Annotated in this window: 24 protein-coding genes; 20 read left to right on the forward strand and 4 right to left on the reverse strand. The window is 59.7% G+C overall.

The features are described 5' to 3' along the window. Positions 1–33 precede the first annotated feature (33 nt). The 7 genes from J2046_RS20615 to J2046_RS20645 all read left to right on the forward strand — a co-directional run bounded on the left by J2046_RS20615 (position 34) and on the right by J2046_RS20645 (position 5739). Positions 34–237, forward strand: a complete 204-nt coding sequence (locus J2046_RS20615) for a DUF3126 family protein (RefSeq protein WP_037154925.1) — start codon at positions 34–36, stop codon at positions 235–237. A 277-nt stretch (positions 238–514) separates the two neighbouring features. After that, positions 515–865, forward strand: coding sequence for a phasin family protein (locus J2046_RS20620; RefSeq protein ID WP_210055104.1), 351 nt, complete (start codon positions 515–517; stop codon positions 863–865). A gap of 254 nt (positions 866–1119) precedes the next feature. Next, positions 1120–1473, forward strand: a complete 354-nt coding sequence (clpS, locus tag J2046_RS20625; RefSeq protein ID WP_210055531.1) for an ATP-dependent Clp protease adapter ClpS — start codon at positions 1120–1122, stop codon at positions 1471–1473. Positions 1474–1483: 10 nt separating this feature from the next. Then, on the forward strand, positions 1484–4012 hold the full coding sequence (gene clpA / locus J2046_RS20630; RefSeq protein WP_210055107.1) for an ATP-dependent Clp protease ATP-binding subunit ClpA: 2529 nt from the start codon (positions 1484–1486) through the stop codon (positions 4010–4012). 140 nt (positions 4013–4152) lie between these two features. Further along, the gene (locus tag J2046_RS20635; protein ID WP_210055109.1) at positions 4153–4566 is read left to right on the forward strand and encodes a nuclear transport factor 2 family protein; all 414 of its coding nucleotides are present in this window, start codon (positions 4153–4155) and stop codon (positions 4564–4566) included. 94 nt (positions 4567–4660) lie between these two features. Beyond that, positions 4661–5404, forward strand: a complete 744-nt coding sequence (locus tag J2046_RS20640) for an AzlC family ABC transporter permease (protein WP_210055111.1) — start codon at positions 4661–4663, stop codon at positions 5402–5404. Beyond that, positions 5401–5739: an AzlD domain-containing protein gene (locus tag J2046_RS20645; protein WP_037154936.1), complete on the forward strand. Its 339-nt coding sequence runs from the start codon at positions 5401–5403 to the stop codon at positions 5737–5739. Before J2046_RS20640 ends, J2046_RS20645 begins: the two co-directional genes overlap by 4 nt. Here the strand turns inward: J2046_RS20645 and J2046_RS20650 are convergent. Genes J2046_RS20650 through J2046_RS20665 form a run of 4 tightly spaced genes read right to left on the reverse strand, consistent with a single transcriptional unit; the run spans position 5736 to position 8600 of the window. Beyond that, positions 5736–6167 carry an HIT family protein gene (locus J2046_RS20650; protein ID WP_210055113.1) on the reverse strand — a complete coding sequence of 144 codons (432 nt, stop codon included), beginning with the start codon at positions 6165–6167 and terminating at the stop codon, positions 5736–5738. The two genes, J2046_RS20645 and J2046_RS20650, sit on opposite strands and share 4 nt — an antisense overlap. Positions 6168–6194: 27 nt before the next feature. Continuing rightward, positions 6195–7388, reverse strand: coding sequence for a GNAT family N-acetyltransferase (locus J2046_RS20655; RefSeq protein WP_210055115.1), 1194 nt, complete (start codon positions 7386–7388; stop codon positions 6195–6197). Between the two features lie 7 nt (positions 7389–7395). Then, the gene (locus J2046_RS20660; protein WP_210055117.1) at positions 7396–8133 is read right to left on the reverse strand and encodes a glycerophosphodiester phosphodiesterase; all 738 of its coding nucleotides are present in this window, start codon (positions 8131–8133) and stop codon (positions 7396–7398) included. Then, on the reverse strand, positions 8130–8600 hold the full coding sequence (locus tag J2046_RS20665; protein ID WP_210055119.1) for a RidA family protein: 471 nt from the start codon (positions 8598–8600) through the stop codon (positions 8130–8132). Before J2046_RS20665 ends, J2046_RS20660 begins: the two co-directional genes overlap by 4 nt. A 109-nt stretch (positions 8601–8709) precedes the next feature. On the opposite strand from J2046_RS20665, the gene J2046_RS20670 reads away from it, so the two are divergent. The 13 genes from J2046_RS20670 to lpxA all read left to right on the forward strand — a co-directional run bounded on the left by J2046_RS20670 (position 8710) and on the right by lpxA (position 21615). Continuing rightward, a complete protein-coding gene (locus J2046_RS20670) occupies positions 8710–9543 on the forward strand; it encodes a cell envelope integrity EipB family protein (RefSeq protein WP_210055121.1) in 834 nt (277 codons plus the stop codon). 256 nt (positions 9544–9799) lie between these two features. After that, positions 9800–10366 (forward strand): pentapeptide repeat-containing protein, encoded by a 567-nt coding sequence (locus tag J2046_RS20675; RefSeq protein WP_411828530.1) that lies wholly within the window; start codon positions 9800–9802, stop codon positions 10364–10366. Between the two features lie 213 nt (positions 10367–10579). Beyond that, positions 10580–11347 (forward strand): 30S ribosomal protein S2, encoded by a 768-nt coding sequence (gene rpsB, locus J2046_RS20680; protein ID WP_210055125.1) that lies wholly within the window; start codon positions 10580–10582, stop codon positions 11345–11347. Positions 11348–11515: 168 nt separating this feature from the next. Continuing rightward, complete coding sequence (tsf, locus tag J2046_RS20685; protein WP_210055126.1) at positions 11516–12442, forward strand: translation elongation factor Ts; 927 nt, start codon at positions 11516–11518, stop codon at positions 12440–12442. A 116-nt stretch (positions 12443–12558) separates the two neighbouring features. Beyond that, complete coding sequence (gene pyrH / locus J2046_RS20690; protein ID WP_210055129.1) at positions 12559–13281, forward strand: UMP kinase; 723 nt, start codon at positions 12559–12561, stop codon at positions 13279–13281. A gap of 48 nt (positions 13282–13329) precedes the next feature. Beyond that, positions 13330–13890: a ribosome recycling factor gene (gene frr, locus J2046_RS20695; protein WP_210055131.1), complete on the forward strand. Its 561-nt coding sequence runs from the start codon at positions 13330–13332 to the stop codon at positions 13888–13890. A 36-nt stretch (positions 13891–13926) separates the two neighbouring features. Further along, positions 13927–14670 (forward strand): isoprenyl transferase, encoded by a 744-nt coding sequence (locus J2046_RS20700; protein WP_037154963.1) that lies wholly within the window; start codon positions 13927–13929, stop codon positions 14668–14670. Then, the gene (locus J2046_RS20705) at positions 14670–15503 is read left to right on the forward strand and encodes a phosphatidate cytidylyltransferase (protein WP_210055133.1); all 834 of its coding nucleotides are present in this window, start codon (positions 14670–14672) and stop codon (positions 15501–15503) included. Before J2046_RS20700 ends, J2046_RS20705 begins: the two co-directional genes overlap by 1 nt. A gap of 39 nt (positions 15504–15542) precedes the next feature. Beyond that, a complete protein-coding gene (gene rseP / locus J2046_RS20710; protein WP_210055135.1) occupies positions 15543–16664 on the forward strand; it encodes an RIP metalloprotease RseP in 1122 nt (373 codons plus the stop codon). Between the two features lie 199 nt (positions 16665–16863). Then, entirely contained in the window at positions 16864–19227 is a 2364-nt protein-coding gene (bamA, locus tag J2046_RS20715) for an outer membrane protein assembly factor BamA (protein ID WP_210055138.1), read from the forward strand. A gap of 51 nt (positions 19228–19278) precedes the next feature. Further along, positions 19279–20346: a UDP-3-O-(3-hydroxymyristoyl)glucosamine N-acyltransferase gene (gene lpxD, locus J2046_RS20720; protein ID WP_210055140.1), complete on the forward strand. Its 1068-nt coding sequence runs from the start codon at positions 19279–19281 to the stop codon at positions 20344–20346. After that, the gene (gene fabZ, locus J2046_RS20725; protein ID WP_037154974.1) at positions 20339–20803 is read left to right on the forward strand and encodes a 3-hydroxyacyl-ACP dehydratase FabZ; all 465 of its coding nucleotides are present in this window, start codon (positions 20339–20341) and stop codon (positions 20801–20803) included. Before lpxD ends, fabZ begins: the two co-directional genes overlap by 8 nt. Then, the gene (gene lpxA / locus J2046_RS20730; protein ID WP_210055142.1) at positions 20800–21615 is read left to right on the forward strand and encodes an acyl-ACP--UDP-N-acetylglucosamine O-acyltransferase; all 816 of its coding nucleotides are present in this window, start codon (positions 20800–20802) and stop codon (positions 21613–21615) included. Before fabZ ends, lpxA begins: the two co-directional genes overlap by 4 nt. The last annotated feature ends 4 nt before the right edge of the window (positions 21616–21619 follow it).

Consider the following 21619-nt stretch of genomic DNA (forward strand, 5'->3'; position numbering starts at 1 on the left):
CGCCGCAACTTGGAACCGCTGACGGAGAGAAGTGTGAAACCGGACGAAATCAAGAAGCTCGACGCCTATTTCAAGCGCGTGCTCAATCCGCAGATCGTCGTGAAGGCGCGTCCGCGCAAGAACGATTCCGCGGAGGTCTATATCGGCGATGAATTCCTGGGCGTCATCTATGTCGACGACGAGGATGGTGACCGCTCCTACAACTTTTCCATGGCCATCCTCGATGTCGACCTCTGATCGCTTGAAATCTTGAAAGTCTCGAAAGCGGGCCTTGTGCCCGCTTTTCGATTGCGGCTCTTTGCCACTGTCGTTAAAAGAAAATGAACGGCCGACCATTCCGCAATGGTTGTGGCAAGCTGATATATCATCGCAAAATCATCAAACTGAATCGGTCCCTGCATTTGCATATATAGGAATGCAACCATGGATGGTTTTGCGATGCACAAATCAGCCTTGACTTTTGTTGGGCTCCCTTCTTTTATCAGCATGTCCGAATGGAACAGGGGACCGAGCTATGTTCAATTTCGATGAAGCCAGCAAGAAGAGCAAGGAAGCGATCGACGGAATGCTGAAGAGCTATTCCGAGGCTGCCAAGAGTTTCCAGGCAATTGCTACGGAAGCGAGCGAATACTCCAAGAAGTCTTTCCAGGATATGACGGCTTTCATGGAGGCGTTTGCTGCAGCCCGCAGCATCGATGCCGCCTATGACCTTCAGACCAAATACGTAAAGTCAGCCTATGAGGGCTTCATCGCCGAGGCGGCCAAGATGGGCGATATGTACGCCGATCTCGCGAAGTCGGCCTACAAGCCCTACGAGGCGCCAATTGCCAAGTCGACAGCCGTAAAGACCGCAAACGCCGCGTGAGGACAATACGGCCTGCTAGGCGGCACCTTCCAACCGAAGGCCGGCGGCATTCAGTGCTGCCGGCCTTTTTGATTCAGGCCAAGGCGGAAAACCTCAATTTTCCGCATCTTCGACGATCTCTCTAGCGGAATAGTGATTGCGCGGGCGCACAGGGGGCTTAAAATCGGCTTTCAATGAACTAAGTTAGGAAGTCTGAAGTCTGGTCGATCGGCCATTCGCTGAACCATCGCCGGACGACTGGGGAATGAATGAAGATGATCGCACTGCCGATCTTGATGCAACGCGAAAAGGGTGGTGACGGAGACAACGCGGGCCGCGGAACCTCGGTCATCACTCGTACGAAACCAAAGACCAAGCGGCCCAATCTCTACCGCGTACTCCTGTTGAATGACGATTATACCCCGATGGAATTCGTCATCCACATTCTGGAGCGTTTCTTCCAGAAGGACCGGGAGGCTGCGACACGCATCATGCTCCATGTCCACAACCATGGCGTGGGTGAGTGCGGAATATATACTTACGAAGTAGCGGAAACCAAAGTGTCCCAGGTCATGGACTTCGCCCGGCAGCACCAGCATCCGCTGCAATGTGTCATGGAAAAGAAGTGAGGAACCCGACGTGCCAACATTTTCGCCTAGTCTTGAAAAGGCGCTGCATCAGGCACTGACCTTCGCGAACGAGCGGCATCATGAATATGCCACGCTCGAGCACCTGCTTCTGGCGTTGATCGACGACGCCGACGCAGCGGCGGTCATGGGCGCTTGTAACGTCAATTTGGAAGCCCTGCGCAAGACCGTCACGGATTATGTGGATAACGAGCTTGCCAACCTCGTCACTGGATACGACGAGGATTCGAAGCCGACCTCCGGCTTCCAGCGCGTCATCCAGCGCGCGGTGATCCACGTCCAATCGTCCGGCCGCGAGGAAGTGACCGGTGCCAACGTTCTCGTCGCGATCTTCGCGGAACGGGAAAGTCATGCGGCCTTCTTCCTGCAGGAGCAGGAAATGACCCGTTACGACGCGGTCAACTACATCTCCCACGGCATCGGAAAGCGTCCGGGCTCCTCCCAGGCCCGTCCGCCGCGCGGCGCCGAAGAGCCGGATTCTGACGCCAAGCCCTCGTCCCGCGAGCAGGAGGAGGGTTCGGCCAAGAAGCCGCAGGATGCGCTGAAGGCCTATTGCGTCAACCTCAATGAAAAGGCGCGTGACGGCCGCATCGATCCGCTGATTGGCCGCAATGCGGAGGTCAACCGCACGATCCAGGTGCTGTGCCGGCGCTCCAAGAACAACCCGCTTTACGTGGGTGACCCCGGCGTCGGCAAGACGGCGATCGCCGAAGGTCTTGCCAAGCGCATCGTCGAAGGCAAGGTGCCGGAGGCGCTCGCCGACGCGACGATCTTCTCGCTCGACATGGGCACGCTGCTCGCCGGTACGCGTTATCGCGGCGACTTCGAGGAGCGTCTTAAGCAGGTCGTCAAGGAGCTTGAGGAATACCCGGGTGCGGTTCTCTTCATCGACGAGATCCACACCGTGATCGGCGCCGGCGCCACGTCGGGCGGCGCGATGGATGCCTCGAACCTGCTGAAGCCGGCCCTCTCGTCGGGCGCGATCCGCTGCATCGGTTCGACCACGTACAAGGAGTATCGCCAGTTCTTCGAAAAGGACCGGGCACTGGTTCGCCGCTTCCAGAAGATCGACGTCAATGAACCGTCGATCGATGATGCGATCGAGATCATGAAGGGCCTGAAACCCTATTTCGAGGACTATCACAAGCTTCGCTACACCAACGAGGCGATCAAGTCCGCCGTCGAACTGTCGGCACGCTACATCTCCGACCGCAAGCTGCCGGACAAGGCGATCGACGTGATCGACGAGACCGGTGCGGCGCAGATGCTGCTGCCGGCCTCCAAGCGGCGCAAGCTGATCACCGAGAAGGAGATCGAAGCGACGATCGCCACCATGGCCCGTATCCCGCCGAAGACCGTTTCCAAGGACGACGAGATGGTTCTCGCCAACCTGGAAAAGGAGTTGCGTTCGGTAGTCTATGGACAGGACAACGCAATCGAGGCTCTGTCGACGTCGATCAAACTCGCTCGGGCGGGCCTGCGTGAACCGAACAAGCCGATCGGCTGCTACGTTTTCTCCGGCCCGACCGGTGTGGGCAAGACGGAAGTCGCCAAGCAGCTTGCTGCTTCGCTCGGCGTGGAACTCCTGCGTTTCGACATGTCGGAATATATGGAACGACACACGGTCTCGCGGCTGCTCGGCGCGCCTCCCGGCTATGTCGGCTTCGACCAGGGTGGTTTGCTGACCGACAGTGTCGACCAGCATCCGCACAGCGTGGTCCTGCTCGACGAGATCGAGAAGGCGCATCCGGATATCTACAATATCCTGCTGCAGGTCATGGACCATGGCTCGCTGACCGACCACAACGGCAAGAAGATCGACTTCCGCAACGTCATCCTGATCATGACGACCAATGCGGGCGCATCGGAAATGGCCAAGGCCGCGATCGGCTTCGGCTCGTCCAAGCGTACCGGCGAGGATGAGGAGGCACTGAACCGCCTGTTCACGCCGGAATTCCGCAACCGCCTCGATGCGGTGATCCCGTTCGCCTCGCTGCCGACGGAGGTCATCCATCAGGTCGTGCAGAAGTTCGTCATGCAGCTCGAGACGCAGCTTTCGGAACGCAACGTCACCTTCGACCTGCACGAGGATGCCGTCGCCTGGCTGGCCGAAAGGGGTTACGACGAGAGGATGGGCGCCCGCCCATTGGCCCGCGTCATCCAGGAGCATATCAAGAAACCGCTCGCGAACGAGATCCTGTTCGGCAAGCTGCGCAAGGGCGGCGTGGTTCGCGTCACCGTCGGCAAGGACGAGGATGGCAAGGACAAGCTGGTCCTCGATGCCATCCCCGAAGCGACGCCCGTGAAGCCGAAGCCGGAAGCCGAGGTGGAAGAGGCGACCGAAGAAGCAGAAGCCAGGGCGTCCAAGCCGAAGGCCTCGAAGAAGTCCTCGCCCAAAGGCAAGGACGGTTCGGCCAAAGCGCGGGCCATGGCCGAAGCTGATGTGATTGCTTCGGAAGAGGCACCGAGAACACCGCCGCGCAAGGGCAGCATCGTGCCGCGTGTGCCGAAAAGCAAGTAGTCCCGTTCTTGCAATCTGTGATTGAGAAGCCCCTTATGGCGCATGCCATAAGGGGTTTATCTTTTTGACACGTGTGGTTGCGGAGGACGTACCGGACACGATAGCTTTTTTCATCGGAATCGATGACGGGCAGGTGCTGTATGACGACGCCGGATGAGGCGAAATTGCGTTTCGACGAGGAACAGCAACTGTGGGCGCAGGTGGAGGCTCTGTGGGAAGCGGCCGAACAAAGGGATGAGGTGCTGATCCGGGAAAGGCTGCATCCTCGATATAGCGGATGGGTTACCGGAAGCGATGCGCCGCATGACTACGGGGCTGCTATAGCCTCCGTCGGGCCCGCATCCCCGCGCATCCTGCGTTATGAATTGACTCCTTTGCGCGTCACCGTCTTCGATCATGATGTAGGCGTTGCCCACTACCGTTACGAAGCTGACTTGGAGACGGCACCCGGCCGCCGGAGCCATGTGAAGGGTCGTTGGACCGAAATTTACAGAAAACAGATACAGGGTTGGATCATGATCGCAGTCAGTGGCGGACCGGATGGCGAACGGTGAAAACACGTAACCTGGTGCTCATGTTCTCATCCATGGCCAATCCCGCGGCAGCCCATGAACGCTGCAACCGAATCGTCATGGGCTGCCTACGTCCATGAGCCGGGTGAGTGGTAGCGCCCTGTCCTGGTTCTTCACCGGCATGCGGGGCATGATTTCCCTGCCGGCATTGATCCTCATGACCTCGATTGTCGGGTTCAGCGCCTTCGCGCTCGAATCCGGGCTGACCCGCGCCGAGGCGGTTTTCATGTCCTTTGCGATCTGGGCGCTTCCGGCCCAGGTGATCCTGGTCGGCACCATGGCGAGCGGCGCCAATATCGCTGCTTGCTTCCTGGCGGTGACGCTTTCCTCGATACGCATGACGCCAATGGTCGCCTCAGTCATTCCGGAAATACGGACACGCCGCACGCCGACCTGGGCACTGTTGATCCTCTCGCATTTCATCGCCATCACATCCTGGGTCTTTGCGATCACCACGCTGCGCAACGTGCCGCGCGAATATAGGGCGATCTATTTCGCCGGTTTCGGCGTCACGCTCACGACATGCGGCACGCTGGTCGTGGCGACCTTCTACGGCATCGCATCGAGCTTTCCGCCGGTTGTCGCTGGCGTGCTCTTCTTCCTGACGCCAGTCTATTTCAACGCGTCGATCTGGGCGAGCGCCCGCCAGCCGGTTGTGAAGCTTGCTTTTGTCATGGGTGTTGTGCTCGGCCCGCTTCTGGCGCTGGTGACGCCGGAATTCGACGTGCTTTATGCCGGCATCGGCGGCGGCACGATCGCCTATCTCATCGACAGGATCCGCCGGAAGAAGAAGCGCTGCGGCGCAGGAGGCATGCGATGATCGAGGACTATTGGACCTTCATCGTCATCGCGGTCGCCGGATTCCTGGCGACCGACATCTGGCGCTGGCTGGGTGTCGTGGCAGGCAATCGGCTGAACGAGGAATCCGAGGCGCTTTATTGGGTGAGGGCGGTGGCTACCGCGCTGGTCATGGCCGTCACCGCAAAGCTGATCGTCTTCCCGAACGGCATGCTCGCCGATACGCCGCTCTGGCTGCGGCTGGGGGCAGCCGGCATCGGTTTTGCCGTCTTCCTGGTGACCGGCCGCAAGGTCGCGGTCGGTGTCGCCATGCCGATGGGGCTGCTGATTGCCGGCCTCTGGTGGATCGGAGTTTAGTTTCCCAATATGCCGATGATCTTTTCGGCATTGGCGGCAAGGACGTTACCATCTTCCATTTGCCCCGAATGAGGCTTGAGCGGCAGCCCTTCGTAGCGCGGGATGACGTGGAAATGCAGGTGATAGACGGTTTGGCCCGAAGCCGGCTCGTTGAACTGGATGACGGTGATGCCGTCCGCTTCGAAGGCTTCCTTGGCAGCCTTGGCGAGCTTCTGCACGACCGGGATCAGTTTGGGAAGAACCGCCGGATCGGCATCCAGAATGTTTCGGGACGGCACCTTGGGAATGACGAGAAGGTGGCCGGGGGATTGCGGCATCACATCCATGAAGGCGAGCGTATCGTCATCCTCGTAAATCCGGTGGCAGGGAATTTCGCCGCGCAGGATTTTACCGAAGATGTTGTTGGGATCGTAAGCCTGGCCGCTCATCGTTATGTCCTCTCCTTGAATTTCTGATCAGTCTTCCTGCTGGCGCTCGCCCTTGCGGAAGGGCGCATGCTCGGAAAGATATTCGTTCATATATTCCACTTCTTCCCGTTCGCGCTCCAGATAATCGGCGACCGCGCGGCGTAGCCCCGGATGGGCGATATAGTGCATGGAATGGGTGGTGACAGGCAGATAGCCGCGCGCCAGCTTGTGCTCCCCTTGCGCACCCGCTTCGACGCGCTTGAGCCCCTTGGCGAGTGCGAAGTCGATCGCCTGATGGTAGCAGACCTCGAAATGCAGGAAGGGATGGTCCTCGATACAGCCCCAGTGTCGGCCGAAGAGCGTATCTCCGCCGATGAAATTGATGGCTCCGGCGATGTATTTTCCCCCGCGCTTCGCCATGACCAGCAGGATGTCTTCCGCCATGCGCTCGCCGACCAGCGAATAGAATGTGCGGGTAAGGTAAGGGCGGCCCCATTTGCGGCTGCCGGTATCCATGTAGAAATCGAAGAACTGGTCCCAGACATCCTCCGTGAGATCGCTTCCGGTCAGCCAGTCAATGGTGATGCCGTTTTCGACCGCGGCACGCCGCTCCTTCTTCAAAGCCTTGCGCTTGCGCGAGGCCAGCGTTTCCAGGAACGCGTCGTGGTTTGGATAGCCGTCATTGATGAAGTGGAACTGTTTGTCGGTGCGGTGCAGGTAATCGGTCTCTTCGAAGGCGGCGAGCTGGTCTTCGGCGATGAAAGTCACATGCGCGGAAGAGATCCCGAGCTGGCGCGTCACCTCCTGGAGACCTGCGGCCAGCGCCAGCTCCGTAGAAGCCTTGTCGTAGCCGGAAGCGGCAAGGAGGCGCGGCCCGGCCGCGGGGGTGAACGGCACGGAACATTGCAGCTTTGGATAATAACGTCCGCCGGCGCGGTCGAAGGCGTCGGCCCAGCCGTGATCGAAGACATATTCGCCCTGGCTGTGGCTCTTGAGATAGCCCGGAACCGCGCCGATCAACGTGCCTTGATCGTTCTCCAACAGGAGATGGTGCCCGAGCCAGCCGGTCTTGGCAGTAGCCGAGCCGGATTCCTCCAGTGACGAGAGGAAGGCATGGGAAAGGAAGGGATTGTAAGGCGCCTCGGTGGATGAAACCCTGGAGGTGCCCGAAAGGCGCGACCAGCTTGTCTGGCTGATCGCGCAGAAGGATTTTTCGATGCGGATCGTGAGTTTGCCGGTCATGCTCTCTTTACTGGGAGGGGGAGGAGGCCTCCCGTGGATCGAAACCTTCGAAGGTCATCTGGTCCGCATATTTATAGGTATGTTCGACACCGTTTGCATCCCTCACCGTCCAGGTAATGACCGGAATTCCGGCCGCTCTCTGAGCTGTGATGAAACTGTTCGGCAGGTGGGGGTAGTGATAGGAGATGAAATCGAGGCCAAGTTGCATGGCCTCGTCATGCCGGAAGAATTCCTCCGGCTTGTCGCCCATGGCGGTGAGGCCGAGCGGGTAGGGGGAGCCCGTCCTCTTCAGGTCTCGCAGAATGTGGTGGTCGAAGCTCATCAGCGCCACCTGACCCCGATAGCCTTCGAGCACTTCGAGCACCGTCTCGGCAAAGCCGTCGTCCTCGCCTTCGCCTGTTCGCCCCTTGATCTCGATGACGAGCGGTACCTTGCCGGCGACAAGAGCGAGCATCTGCTTCAGCGTCGGCACCTTGTCCTTCGTACCTCCGACGGCAAGCAGCCCGAGTTCGGCCGCGGTCTTTTCGCGCACGTCGCCCTTGATGCCGCAGAGCCTTTCGAGGTCATGGTCGTGGAAGATCACCGGCACGCTGTCGGCGGCGAGCTGCACGTCGCATTCGATCGCAAAACCGGCCTCCACGGCGCGGGCGAAGGCGGAGAGCGTGTTCTCCCACACCTGATGGTTCATGTCGTGATAGCCGCGATGGGCGACGGGAAGATCCTTGATCCAGGCAGCAGAGGTCATGCTTCGATCTCGATGATGGCGTCGACTTCGACGGCGGCGTTGAGCGGAAGGGCAGCCATGCCGACGGCGGCGCGCGCATGCTTGCCGGCATCTCCGAGTACATTGGCAAGGAGGTTGGATGCTCCGTTCATGACGATGTGCTGCTCGGTGAAATCCGGCGCGGAGGCGATGAAGCCGTTGAGCTTCAGCACGCGGCGAATCCTGCCGAGATCCCCGCCGAGCGCGGCTTTCGCCTGGGCGAGAATGTTGATGGCGCAAAGCTCGGCGGCGCGCTGAGCGGCAGGCACATCCACGTCGCGCCCGACCAATCCGGTCACGGCAACCTTGCCCCCTTCGATGGGCAATTGGCCGGAAAGATAGAGCGTATTGCCGCTGATCGTATAGGGCACGTAATTGGCGGCGGGGGCTGCCGCAACGGGGAGGATGATCCCCAGCTCCTTCAATCTGCCGTCAATGGCTTCGGTCATTTTCAACTCCCGTTTGTTGTAAATTCTTCAAAAATCCTGCATCAAAGCCATAGCTTGGCCGGATGGCGTTCTTATAACACCCCGGACTGAGTCCAACAGGAGAATGTGCATGCTGCGAATGAGCCTCGGTGTGATCCTTGCCGGCGGTGCGAGCCTCATGGCAGCCACCTCCGCGGATGCAAATACCGACAGCGCCGCCCTGGCGCTTGTGCCGCATCGGGCCATTTACGATCTGAAGCTGAAGGATGCGTCCGAACGTTCCGGCATCGAAGGCATGTTCGGCCGCATGGTCTATGAGTTCACCGGTTCCGCCTGCACCGGCTTCTCCACGAATTTCCGGCTGGTCACCAGAATCGACACCGGCGAGGAAACGCGCCTCAGCGACCAGCAGACCACGACCTTCGAGGACATGTCCGCTCGACAGTTCCATTTCGAAACCAAATCCTTCACCGATGAGCAGCTCGACCGGCAGGTGAGTGGCGATGCGAGCGTTGCGGAAAAAGGCGTCAAGGTTGAGATCACCCAGCCGGACGGGCGCGAGATCGACCTGCCCGCCAGCGATTTCCCGACCGGCCATATGCTGGACGTCATCCGGAATGCCAAGCAAGGCAAGCATTTCTTCGAGGCACGGGTATTCGACGGTTCGGAAAACGGCGATCAGGCGCTGTTGACGACGACCGTGATCGGCAAGCCGCAAACCCCGCAAAAGGATGACGCCGATGCCGACAAGGCCGGCGAATTTTCCAAGACACCCTTCTGGCCGGTGACGATCGCCTATTTCAACGAGGCCACGCAGGGCGATCCCATGCCGGTCTACAACATGTCGTTCAAGCTCTACGAGAACGGCATCACCCGCGACCTCACCCTGGATTATGGCGACTTTGTACTCTCGGGAAGCTTGGTGAAGCTGGAAATGCTCGGTAAAACGGATTGCAAACCGTAATGTCTTGCTGCAGCGATTTGCGTGTTCCCAGGTGAAATTCGATCGTGGCCCCTGTATCATACGCAAACGGTTGGATGATCCTGATCGGTATGGGGGACAGGCTTTGGTAACTGTGCGCAAATTGGTCGTTTTGGTGGGTATCTTGTTGCTGCTGACTGCGGTGGGGGGGCTCTTGGCGAGCCCGGCGCAGGCCCAGGATTGTCGGACAAGTCCTTTCGCCGGTGTGGACTGGCATGGATGCGGCAAGAAGAACCTCATGTTGGACGGCAGCGATTTCGTCCAGGCAAATCTTGTCGATGTCGATTTCAGCTATACGGACCTGCGCAACTCCAATTTCGTTTCCGCCGATCTTACCAAGGCGACGCTCGTTCGGGCAGCCCTCGCCGGTGCGCGTGCCGACAGGGCGAATTTTCAAAGAGTGGAGGCCTATCGGGCGGGATTTCAGGACGTCCGTGCAAATGACGCATCCTTTATGGCTGCCGAATTGCAACGCGCCGATTTTTCCCGGGCTGAGCTGGAAAATGCCAATTTCCAGAAAGCCGATCTGAGTCGGGCCATTTTTGACAAGACCGTGATCACCGGTGCGAATTTTTCCTATTCCAATCTGTCGCGTGCCGATCTGACAACAGCCGTTTTCGAGGGGGCGATCAATTTCGAGGACGCCTTCTTTTTTCTGACGCGGATAGAGGGCGTGGATCTTTCGGCGGCGATCGGCCTCGATCAGCATCAGGTGGACATAGCCTGCGGCAATGCCGCTACCAAACTTCCTGCCGGTTTGGTAATGCCCAAGAGATGGCCTTGCGCCGAGGCCGAGAAGGACTGAAGCGCGCAAAGGCGCCGCCTCACGGCGTTCCGCAAGGTTCAAGCTTTTTTCGCCATACCCTTGCATTTCCGGCAAATCGAATGTATGGCCAGCCGCATTCCACACGTAGGGCATGGGATCGTCCGGGAGAAATCCGGGCTTTTCCGCCGGTGGCATTCCCGAAGGGTTTGCTGATCGCCTTGCGGAGGTTCAACCGGAAAAGGAGAAAAAGGCATGGCATTGCCTGATTTCAGCATGCGCCAGCTTCTGGAAGCTGGTGTTCACTTCGGCCACCAGACCCACCGCTGGAACCCGAAGATGAAGCCGTACATCTTCGGCGATCGTAACAACATCCACATCATCGACCTCGCACAGACCGTGCCGATGCTGTCGCGCGCCCTGCAGGTCATCAGCGATACCGTCGCCCGTGGCGGCCGCGTTCTTTTTGTAGGCACCAAGCGCCAGGCTTCGGAACTGATCGCCGACAGCGCCAAGCGTTCGGCCCAGTATTACGTCAACTCCCGCTGGCTCGGCGGCATGATGACGAACTGGAAGACGATCTCGAACTCGATCCAGCGTCTGCGCAAGCTCGACGAGATCCTGTCTTCGGAAGCATCGGGCTTCACCAAGAAGGAGCGCCTGAACCTCGAGCGCGAGCGCGAGAAGCTTGAAAAGGCTCTCGGCGGTATCCGCGACATGGGTGGCACGCCGGACCTGATGTTCATCATCGATACCAACAAGGAAAAGATCGCCATCGACGAAGCGAAGCGCCTGGGCATTCCGGTCGTCGCCATCATCGATTCGAACTGCGATCCGGACCTCATCGATTACCCGATCCCGGGCAATGACGATGCCTCGCGCGCCATCGCTCTTTATTGCGACCTGATTGCCCGTGCTGCCATCGACGGTATTGCCCGTCAGCAGGGCGCTTCGGGCCGCGATATCGGCGCTTCCGCCGAAGCCCCGATCGAGCCGGCGCTGGAAGGCGAAGCCGAAGCTTGATTTCTCATGGAGAGGCGGCGATCAAGCCGCCTCTTTCCCCCGTCTCGGAACCGAAACCGGGCGGTGTGGATCGAAACATCACGCTGTCATACTCCGGGTATAATCGTCCCGAAATCCATGCGCCCGCCAAACCGGCTGGGCGCTAAATGAATCGACAAGAGGTAAACAATGGCCGAAATCACAGCCGCAATGGTCAAGGAACTGCGCGAAAAGACCGGCGCAGGCATGATGGACTGCAAGAAGGCGCTTGCTGAAACCAATGGCGACATGGAAGCAGCGATCGACTGGCTGCGCGCCAAGGGCATTGCCAAGGCCGACAAAAAGTCCGGCCGCACTGCAGCCGAAGGCTTGATCGGCATCGCCAGCGCCGGCACCAAGGCCGTGGCCGTCGAGATCAATTCCGAAACCGACTTCGTCGCCCGCAACGACGCCTTCCAGGGCCTCGTCCGAGGCGTTGCCGAAGTGGCGCTTTCGACCGACGGTTCCGTCGACGCAATCGGTGCTGCGACCTATCCGGCGTCCGGCAAGTCCGTTGCCGACACGATCAAGGACGCGGTTGCGACGATCGGCGAAAACATGAATCTTCGCCGCGCCGCGCTGCTCTCCGTCGAGGATGGCGTCGTTGCGACCTACATCCACAACGCGGTTGCCGACAGTCTCGGCAAGCTCGGCGTTCTCGTCGCGCTGAAGTCGACCGGGAACAAGGACGCGCTCGCCGCCATCGGCAAGCAGGTCGCGATGCACATCGCTGCAACCGCGCCGCTGGCCATCCGCGCCGAGGAAGTCGATCCGGCCGTTGCCGAGCGTGAGCGCAACGTCTTCATCGAGCAGTCCCGTGCTTCCGGCAAGCCGGACAACATCATCGAGAAGATGGTCGAAGGCCGCATGCGCAAGTTCTTCGAGGAAGTAGCGCTTCTTTCGCAGGCTTTCGTCATCAATCCGGACCTGACCGTCGGCGCTGCCATCAAGGCTGCCGAGAAGGACGTCGGCGCCCCGATCGAAGTGACCGGCATGGCACGCTTGCTGCTCGGCGAAGGCGTCGAGAAGGAAGAAACGGATTTCGCGGCAGAAGTCGCCGCAGCCGCCAAGGGCTGATAAAGCGCATTAGCAAAAGCCGACAAAACCGAAGGGCACCGGGTGACAAGCCGGTGCCCTTCGTGTATCCGCAAGCCGTTTCCCTCCGCAGGCAGTCTCGATTCCAAGGAGCCCCCATGTCGCCTCAGCCCCTCTACAAGCGTGTCTTGCTCAAGGCCTCCGGAGAAGCCCTGATGGGCAGCCAGGGCTTCGGGATCGATGTCAATGTTGCAGACAGGATCGCCTCCGATATCGCAGAAGCCCGCGCCATGGGTGTCGAGGTCGGTGTGGTGGTCGGCGGCGGCAACATTTTTCGCGGTGTGGCGGTCGCATCCAAAGGCGGTGACCGGGTGACCGGCGACCACATGGGCATGCTCGGCACGGTTATCAACGCGCTTGCACTTGCCACCTCGCTTCGCAAGCTGAATGTCGACACTGTGGTACTTTCGGCGATCTCGATGCCGGAAATCTGCGAGAGCTTCACCCAGCTCCGCACGCTGCATCATCTGGGGCAGGGCAGGGTGGTGATCTTCGCCGGCGGCACGGGCAACCCCTTCTTCACGACCGATTCGGCTGCCGCGCTGCGCGCCGCCGAGATCGGTGCCGAGGCGATCTTCAAGGGCACTCAGGTGGACGGTATCTATTCGGCCGACCCGAAGAAGGATCCGGCCGCGACCCGTTTCGAGACGCTGACGCATGGCGAAGTGCTCGAGAAGGGGCTGGCTGTAATGGATGTGGCGGCGGTAGCTCTTGCTCGCGAGAATGCGATACCGATCATCGTGTTCTCGATTCATGAAAAGGGTGGCTTCGCACAAATCTTGACCGGCGGCGGCCGCAAGACCATCGTAGCGGACAACTGAGCCGCAGGTTTTCAGGGCCGCCCAAATAACAATAAGGAAGTAGATGTGATGAGTGGAGCAATCGATCTCAACGATATTAAGCGCCGCATGGATGGCGCAATTAGCGCTTTCAAGGGCGATATCGCGTCGCTCAGGACCGGCCGGGCTTCGGCCAATATTCTCGATCCGGTGACGGTCGAGGCCTACGGTTCGCGTATGCCGCTGAACCAGGTGGCCAACATCACCGTGCCGGAATCGCGCATGCTCTCCGTCTCTGTCTGGGACAAGTCGATGGTGGGTGCGGTGGATCGCGCGATCCGCGAATCGCATCTTGGCCTCAATCCGATTGTTGACGGCCAGAATCTGCGCATCCCGCTTCCCGAACTCAATGAAGAGCGCCGCAAGTCGCTGGTCAAGGTTGCTCATGATTATGCGGAAAAGGCCAAGGTTGCGATCCGTCATGTGCGACGCGATGGTATGGACGGCCTGAAAAAAGCCGAAAAGGACGGCGTAATCGGCCAGGACGACAGCCGCGCGCAATCGGAAAAAGTGCAGAAGATGACGGATGATACGATTTCCGAAGTCGACCGCTTGCTTGCGGACAAAGAAAAGGAAATCATGCAGGTCTAAGGCTTGACCTTGGCCGCCAAAGGAACCGCATAGAATATGGCGAATCCCGAACTTGCGATCATCCCTCAACATGTTGCCATCATCATGGATGGCAATGGCCGCTGGGCCAACAAGCGCGGGCTTCCCCGCACCGTCGGGCACAGCAAAGGAGTGGAAGCAGTCCGGGAAACGGTGCGCGCCGCAGGCGAGGCTGGCGTCAAATATCTGACATTGTTTGCCTTTTCCTCGGAGAACTGGAGCCGCCCTGAATCCGAAGTGAACGATCTTCTAGGCCTTCTGCGCCGCTTTATCCGCCGCGATCTCGCCGAACTTCATCGCGAGAATGTTCGCATCCGGGTGATCGGCGAGCGCGATGAACTCCAGGGCGACATTCTGCCGTTGCTGGTGGAGGCCGAAGAGACGACGCGGTTCAATACGGCTCTCACGCTCGTCATCGCTTTCAATTATGGCGCGAGAAACGAGATCGCCCGTGCGGTCGCCAAGCTTGCCCGCGACGTGGAGGCTGGCCTGTTGACGGCGGCCGATATCGATGCCGATCGGATCAGCGAGAGCCTGGACACTGCCGGCATTCCCGATCCCGATCTCATCATCCGCACGAGCGGCGAGGAGCGGCTCTCGAACTTCCTTTTGTGGCAGGCCGCCTATTCCGAACTGGTCTTCCTCCCGGAATACTGGCCTGATTTCGACCGCAAGCTCTTCTATGATGCCCTCAGGATTTTCGCGTCGCGCGACCGGCGTTTCGGCGGCTTGTCGAACCAGACCGCCGCAGTGGTCGGTTGATGAGCCCGGAACTCAAACGCCGCATCGTTTCCGGCCTGGTTCTTGCGGTGGTCGTGCTTGCGGCCACCTGGTATGGCGGTTTTTCCTTCCGCGCGTTGGCGGCGGTGATCGCAATCCTGATCTATTACGAATGGTCGACGATAACCAAACTTGCCGAACGCGATTTTTCGGCAAATGCCTTCGGCTGGGTCGCGATCCTTCTGGTCGCCTACAATATCGTCTTCGGTGAAAGGGATCTGGCGATCCCCCTTCTGGGCGGCGCTGCGATCACGGCCATTCTCCTCGTGCTGTGGCGCAAGGGAAGCTGGTGGTTGCCGGGCGGCATCGTGTATGGCGGCCTGAGCGGGATATCGCTCGCCGCAATTCGGGCCGACGATCAGGCCGGGTTCGTTGCGACGCTCTTTATTTTTGCCGTCGTTTGGGCAACCGACATCTTCGCCTATTTTGTCGGTCGGGCGTTGCAGGGACCGAAACTGGCGCCAAGGATCTCGCCGGGAAAGACGTGGTCGGGTGCGATCGGTGGTACCGTTTCCGCTGCAATCGCGAGCTCGGCGGTGGCGCTGGTCGTCTTTTCGCGGCTGTCCCTCTGGACCGTGGCGATTTCGATCCTGCTGTCCGTCACCAGCCAGATCGGTGATCTTTTTGAATCCTTCATCAAGCGCCGGTTCGGCGTGAAGGATTCGAGCCATCTCATTCCGGGACATGGCGGTGTCATGGACCGTGTCGACGGCCTCGTTTTCGCCTGTTTCGCAGCGTTTCTGTTGACTCTTGTTTACTCGGCCTCGACGGGCCATCTTGGTATATCGGTTGCTGCCTTCCTTTTCGGTTTTTGAAGGCGCTGCCACCGGTAGAATATTGAAACGGAAACTTTGATGGCCCTCCTCAGCTTCATCACCGGCTACATCATCCCCTTCATACTCGTCCTGTCGCTGCTCGTTTTCGTGCATGAGATGGGCCATTACCTCGTCGGCCGCTGGTGCGGCATTCGAGCCACCGCCTTTTCGGTCGGTTTCGGTCCGGAACTTGCGGGGTTTACCGATCGTCGTGGCACGCGGTGGAAGATCTCCGCTATCCCTCTCGGGGGGTATGTGAAGTTCTTCGGCGATGAGGATGCGGCGAGCCTGCCGGATGCGAGCGGGCTTCAGGGGATGACTGAGGAAGAGAGGGCCCAGACGCTGGCCGGGGCGAAATTGTGGAAGAGGGCGGCGACTGTCGCGGCCGGCCCGATCGCCAACTTTATCCTTGCGATTGCGATCTTCGCAGTCCTGTTCAGCGTTTACGGCAAGGTCGTTGCCGATCCGGTGGTTGCCGAAGTGCAGCCGGATAGCGCCGCTCTGGCGGCCGGCGTTGAGCCCGGTGATCGACTGGTGGCGCTTGACGGCTCGCGCATCCGCACCTTCGACGACGTGCGGCGTTATGTCAGTGTCAGGCCCGAGACCCCGATCGTCGTGACGGTCGAGCGCAACGGTCAGGATATTGACCTGCCGATGGTCCCCAAGCGGACGGAAATCACCGACCAGTTCGGCAACAAGGTCGAGCTTGGCCTGATCGGCATCGTAACCAACGAGGAGCGCGGCAATTTCCGGGTCGAGAGCTTCACGCCGCTGCAGGCGGTGGCAGAAGGTGTCACGGAGACCGGGCATATCATCACGGGCACTTTCCGCTATATCGGCAACCTGGTGACCGGCCGCATGAAGGCCGATCAGCTCGGAGGGCCGGTGCGCGTCGCCCAGGCATCCGGACAGATGGCGACGCTCGGCTTTGCCGCCGTGATCCAGCTTGCGGCCGTTCTTTCCGTATCGATCGGGCTTCTCAATCTGATGCCTGTCCCGGTTCTGGACGGTGGACATCTCGTTTTCTATGCCATAGAGGCAGTGCGTGGCAGACCGCTGGGAGCCGGTGCTCAGGAGATGGCTTTTCGCATCGGACTTGCCATGGTGCTGAGCCTGATGGTTTTCGCGACCTTCAACGACATCAGCAACCTGATCGGCTGATGTCCTTCAAATAATGAAGGAAACTGTTTATTCACCATGTTTCCAACTGTTGCGTGGCGATTGGGTCACGCATGAGAAGGAAGTAAACAGAAATTAACGCGATCGCTTGCTTGTAGGGCAAAAGAAGGTAAAACGACACACGTGGCCGGAGTCGGGCTCCCACCCGGTGAGGGACAACGGGAAAAGGTAAGAATTGAAAATGAAGGCTGGTTCAAAGTTCTTGAACGCAGTGTCGGCGGTTGCGCTGTCTGCTAGTGTTGTTGCATCGGGCGCAGGTGTACTGGTACTTGCTTCCGCACCTTCTGCCGAAGCGGCGGTAATCCGGAGCGTCCAGGTTCGGGGCGCACAGCGGGCGGGCGAGGAAGCCGTTCGTTCCAATCTGACGATCCGTCCCGGTGTCTCCTTTTCCAACAATGACATCGACGAATCCGTACGCCGGCTCTATTCAACCGGCTACTTCTCCGATGTGCGTATAAGCGTTTCCGGCAGCACGCTGGTCGTTACGGTGAGCGAGAATCAGCTGATCAACCAGGTCGTGTTCAACGGCAACCGCAAGATCAAGGACGACAAGCTGCAGACGGTGGTGCAGACGCAGCCGCTCGGTCCTTACAGCGAGACGATGATCAATGCCGATATCGAGCGCATCCGCGAAGCCTACCGGGCGATCGGTCGTGACGATGTGGAGGTCACCACGCAGACCGCACCGGTCGGCGAGGGCCGTGTCAATCTTGCCTTCGTGATCAACGAAGGTGACCGCACGAAGATTGCCGACATCAATTTCGTCGGCAACCAGGCTTACGGTGACGGCCGCCTGAAATCCGTGATCATCACGAAGGAATCCGGTCCGCTGTCTTTCCTGACCCGCAAGGATATTTATAGCGAGGACAAGCTGCGCGCCGACGAGGATGCGCTGCGTCAGTTCTATTACAATCACGGCTATCCGGATTTCCGGGTGATTTCCTCGAGTGCCGAACTCGACGAGTCGACCAACAAATACAACATCACCTTCACCGTCGAGGAAGGTCAGCGTTACCAGTACGGTAACATCGGGGTCGAATCCACCGTCGAAGGCGTCAGCGGCGAGGATCTCCAGGGGCTCGTCGAGACTCGCCAAGGCGGCACTTACGATGCGCGCGAGATCCAGAAGACGATGGAAGGGATTTCCCGGCGCGTTGCCGCGGCCGGTTATCCGTTCGCTCGTGTCACTCCGCGTGGCGACCGCAATATGGAAAACCACACGATCGGCGTCACCTATCTCGTTGATCAGGGCGAGCGTGCTTATGTCGAGCGCATCGAGGTTCGCGGCAACACCCGCACCCGTGACTACGTGATCCGCCGTGAGTTCGATTTCAGCGAAGGCGATGCCTTCAACCAGGAAATGATCTCGCGCGCCAAGCGTCGCCTGGAAGCGCTGGGTTATTTCACGAAGGTCAACATCTCGACGACGCAGGGTAGCGCATCCGACCGGGTGGTCGTCGTGGTCGATGTGGAAGACCAGCCGACCGGCTCGTTCGGTATCGGTGCCGGCTATTCCGCAGGGGGCGACGGCTTCATCCTGGAGGCCTCTGTCGAAGAGAAGAACTTCCTGGGGCGCGGACAGTTCATCCGCGTTGCGGTTGGCGGCGGTCTCGACGATGCCCGCACCTACAATATCTCGTTCACCGAGCCCTATTTCCTGGGTTACCGTCTGGCCGCGGGCTTCGACCTCTTCAAGAGCTCCACGTCATCGAACGATTATTACGACTACGAGGAACAGGGCGTCACCTTGCGCGTCACGGCGCCGATCACCGAGGATCTGGCGACGACGTTCCGCTACACCTACAAGGAAATCAAATACGACAACGACGGCGCTTTCGGGGCCGATGGGCGGCCGTTCACGACCGACGACAACGTTTCGTATCCTTATGCCGCGATGATCGACGAGGGAACCTTTGTCCAGTCGTCGATCTCGCAGACGCTGACTTACAACACGCTCGACAGCCAGACGCTGCCGCGCGAGGGTATCTATGCAACGATCACGCACGAATATGCGGGTCTTGGCGGCGATTCCGATTTCTACAAGATTTCCGGACGCGCCCGTTATTTCCAGACGCTGTCGACGGAAGCGGACCTGATCGGCTCGATCGCGGTCGGTGCCGGTCACGTTGTCTCGACGGGTGACGACCTGCACGTCTTCGATCAGTTCACGATCGGCGGTCGCCAGATTCGTGGCTTCGAGAACGACGGTATCGGTCCGCGCACGGTCGATCATGGCAATCCGCTGGGCGGCACGACCTACTTCACGGCCTCGGCTGAAATGTCGATGCCGATGCCGGCTTTCCCGGAGGATTTCGGTCTGCGCGCCGCTGTCTTCGCGGATGCCGGTACGCTTTACGGCAATGACGTCAACCTGGGTACCAGCACCGCGCAGGGTACGGGCATGTCATGGCGCGCATCCGTCGGCGTCGGCGTCATGTGGGCATCGCCATTCGGTAATATCCGCTTCGATTACGCCAAGCCGGTCGCCAAGGAAGACTTCGACGAAACCCAGGAATTCCGGTTCAGCATGGCGAACCAGTTCTGATCGTTTCCGCCCGCGACGGTGGGCGGAAATCTGTTCTGGAGTTCTGGCTTTATGGACCCCAATGAATTCTTTCCGCCCCATGATGGCATGAGCCTGCGTGAGCTGGCCGTCCGTCTTGGGGCCGAGTTGCTTGATGAAAGTGCCGGCGGCCGGATGATCCATTCGGTGTCGCCGGTTGCGCGGGCGGGTGAAGGGCAGATCTGTTATATCCTGTCTCGCAAGAGCCGGCATGAACTCGAGACCTGCCGGGCGTCCGCGATTCTCTGCGAGTCGGCCATCAGCGCAATCGTTCCCGACCATATTCCTGTCTTGTTGACCAAGACGCCGCATACGGCCTTCGCGCAGGCCGGAGCGATCCTGCACCCGCAGGCAATGCGGCCGGCGCCGGTTACGTCATCGCCGCCGGGCATTTCGCCTGCGGCTTTCGTCGATCCCACGGCAAAGCTGGAGCCGGGGGTTGAAGTCGAGCCTATGGCCGTGATTGGTGCTCGGGCGGAGATCGGCAGCGGAACGCGGATCGGCGCGGGCAGCGTTGTCGGCGCTGACGTCAAGATCGGCCGGGATTGCACGATTGCCGCAGGCGCGAGCGTCTTCGTGGCCCTGATCGGCAATAATGTCATCATTCACAACGGGGCCCGCATCGGGCAGGACGGGTTTGGTTACGCGCCGGGTCCGAGGGGCATGCTGAAGATCGTGCAGATCGGCCGCGTGATCATCCAGGACAATGTGGAGATCGGTGCCAACACGACTGTCGATCGTGGGGCGATGGACGATACGGTGATCGGCGAAGGAACCAAGATCGACAACCAGGTTCAGATCGCGCATAACGTCCGCATCGGTCGCCATTGCGGCATCGCCGCAGGCGCGGGCATCGCGGGCTCCACGAAGATCGGCAACGGTGTATTGATCGGCGGCGCGTCTGGCATTAATGGCCATATCACCATCGGCGATGGAGCCCAGATTGCCGCGATGAGCGGTGTGGTCGCCAATGTTCCGCCGGGTCTGGTCTATGGCGGTATTCCGGCCCGGCCGATGAAGGATTTCTTGCGGGACATGGCCGAGATCATGGCGCGGTCGGATGAGCGGGCAAAGCGCAAAGGAGAAAAGAAGAATGACTGATGAGACCAAGCCGGAGCTCGGCGCGGCCGACATTCAGGAAATCATGAAGCTGCTGCCGCACCGCTATCCTTTCCTGTTGGTCGACAAGATCATTGAGATCGATGGCGACAATTCCGCTATCGGCATCAAGAACGTAACCGCCAGCGAACCGCATTTCACCGGCCATTTCCCGGATCGGCCGATCATGCCGGGCGTTCTGTTGATCGAGGGCATGGCTCAGACTGCCGGCGCCATATGTGCGCGGAAGGAAGGCGAGGGCGGCTACCTCGTCTATTTCATGACCATCGACAACGCCCGTTTCCGCAAGCCGGTCGTGCCGGGTGATCGGGTCGAATACCATGTCATCAAGCAGAAGCAGCGCGGCAATATCTGGAAATTCCATTGCGACGCCAAGGTCGATGGAGCGCTTGTTGCGGAAGCCGATATCGGCGCGATGATGCGTAAGGGCGGCGAATGAGCAAGATCGCTGCCAGCGCGCGCATCCATCCGCTTGCGGTGGTCGAAGACGGCGCCGTCATCGGGGAGAATGTCGTCGTCGGCCCGTTCTCGCATGTCGGTCCGCGCGTCGTGCTGAAGGATGGTGTCGAGCTGATTTCCCATGCGGTGGTCACCGGCAATACGGAGATCGGCCGCAATTGCCGCATTTTTCCGATGGCGGTGATTGGCGGGGTTTCGCAAAGTCTTCATGAGGCCGGCGAGAATTCCTCGCTGATGGTCGGCGACAACTGCACCATTCGCGAAGGCGTCACCATGAACTGCGGCACGGTCGGCGGTGGCGGCAAGACCGTTGTCGGCAACAATTGCCTGTTTCTCGCAAATTCCCATGTCGCCCATGATTGCCAGCTCGGCAACGATATCATCATGTCCAACAATGTCATGTTGGCGGGGCATGTGTATGTGGCGGATCGCGCCATCCTCGGCGGCGGCTGCGCCGTGCACCAGTTCACCCGCATCGGCCGACAGGCCTTTATCGGCGGGCTTTCGGCCGTGAATTACGATGTCATTCCGTATGGCATGCTGAACGGCAATCCGGGCGTGCTCGGCGGGTTGAACGTGGTCGGCATGACGCGTGCCGGCATCGAACGTTCGACCATCCACGCGGTGCGACGTGCCTTCAAGCAGATATTCGAAGGCGAGGGCAATATCCGCACCAATGCAGCGGCGATCCGTGATGAATATGCCGACTGCAAGGAAGTGATCGAGATTCTTGATTTTATCGCGGCCGACAGCGACCGCGCTCTCTCTTCTCCCTTCCGCGGCAAGGGCTGATCTG

Source organism: Neorhizobium petrolearium, from assembly GCF_017873175.1.
In the GTDB taxonomy this organism is placed as follows: domain Bacteria; phylum Pseudomonadota; class Alphaproteobacteria; order Rhizobiales; family Rhizobiaceae; genus Neorhizobium; species Neorhizobium petrolearium.

Coding starts and splice junctions, on each gene's coding strand:
- J2046_RS20665 (WP_210055119.1), bottom strand. CDS start 8,600: ATGACCGAAGCCATTGACGGCAGATTGAAGGAGCTGGGGATCATCCTC.
- J2046_RS20635 (WP_210055109.1), top strand. CDS start 4,153: ATGACGACGCCGGATGAGGCGAAATTGCGTTTCGACGAGGAACAGCAA.
- J2046_RS20640 (WP_210055111.1), top strand. CDS start 4,661: ATGAGCCGGGTGAGTGGTAGCGCCCTGTCCTGGTTCTTCACCGGCATG.
- frr (WP_210055131.1), top strand. CDS start 13,330: ATGAGTGGAGCAATCGATCTCAACGATATTAAGCGCCGCATGGATGGC.
- J2046_RS20655 (WP_210055115.1), bottom strand. CDS start 7,388: ATGACCGGCAAACTCACGATCCGCATCGAAAAATCCTTCTGCGCGATC.
- J2046_RS20645 (WP_037154936.1), top strand. CDS start 5,401: ATGATCGAGGACTATTGGACCTTCATCGTCATCGCGGTCGCCGGATTC.
- J2046_RS20620 (WP_210055104.1), top strand. CDS start 515: ATGTTCAATTTCGATGAAGCCAGCAAGAAGAGCAAGGAAGCGATCGAC.
- fabZ (WP_037154974.1), top strand. CDS start 20,339: ATGACTGATGAGACCAAGCCGGAGCTCGGCGCGGCCGACATTCAGGAA.
- clpS (WP_210055531.1), top strand. CDS start 1,120: ATGATCGCACTGCCGATCTTGATGCAACGCGAAAAGGGTGGTGACGGA.
- lpxD (WP_210055140.1), top strand. CDS start 19,279: ATGGACCCCAATGAATTCTTTCCGCCCCATGATGGCATGAGCCTGCGT.
- J2046_RS20675 (WP_411828530.1), top strand. CDS start 9,800: ATGTTGGACGGCAGCGATTTCGTCCAGGCAAATCTTGTCGATGTCGAT.
- J2046_RS20650 (WP_210055113.1), bottom strand. CDS start 6,167: ATGAGCGGCCAGGCTTACGATCCCAACAACATCTTCGGTAAAATCCTG.
- J2046_RS20670 (WP_210055121.1), top strand. CDS start 8,710: ATGCTGCGAATGAGCCTCGGTGTGATCCTTGCCGGCGGTGCGAGCCTC.
- rpsB (WP_210055125.1), top strand. CDS start 10,580: ATGGCATTGCCTGATTTCAGCATGCGCCAGCTTCTGGAAGCTGGTGTT.
- lpxA (WP_210055142.1), top strand. CDS start 20,800: ATGAGCAAGATCGCTGCCAGCGCGCGCATCCATCCGCTTGCGGTGGTC.
- tsf (WP_210055126.1), top strand. CDS start 11,516: ATGGCCGAAATCACAGCCGCAATGGTCAAGGAACTGCGCGAAAAGACC.
- J2046_RS20700 (WP_037154963.1), top strand. CDS start 13,927: ATGGCGAATCCCGAACTTGCGATCATCCCTCAACATGTTGCCATCATC.
- bamA (WP_210055138.1), top strand. CDS start 16,864: ATGAAGGCTGGTTCAAAGTTCTTGAACGCAGTGTCGGCGGTTGCGCTG.
- J2046_RS20660 (WP_210055117.1), bottom strand. CDS start 8,133: ATGACCTCTGCTGCCTGGATCAAGGATCTTCCCGTCGCCCATCGCGGC.
- rseP (WP_210055135.1), top strand. CDS start 15,543: ATGGCCCTCCTCAGCTTCATCACCGGCTACATCATCCCCTTCATACTC.
- pyrH (WP_210055129.1), top strand. CDS start 12,559: ATGTCGCCTCAGCCCCTCTACAAGCGTGTCTTGCTCAAGGCCTCCGGA.
- J2046_RS20705 (WP_210055133.1), top strand. CDS start 14,670: ATGAGCCCGGAACTCAAACGCCGCATCGTTTCCGGCCTGGTTCTTGCG.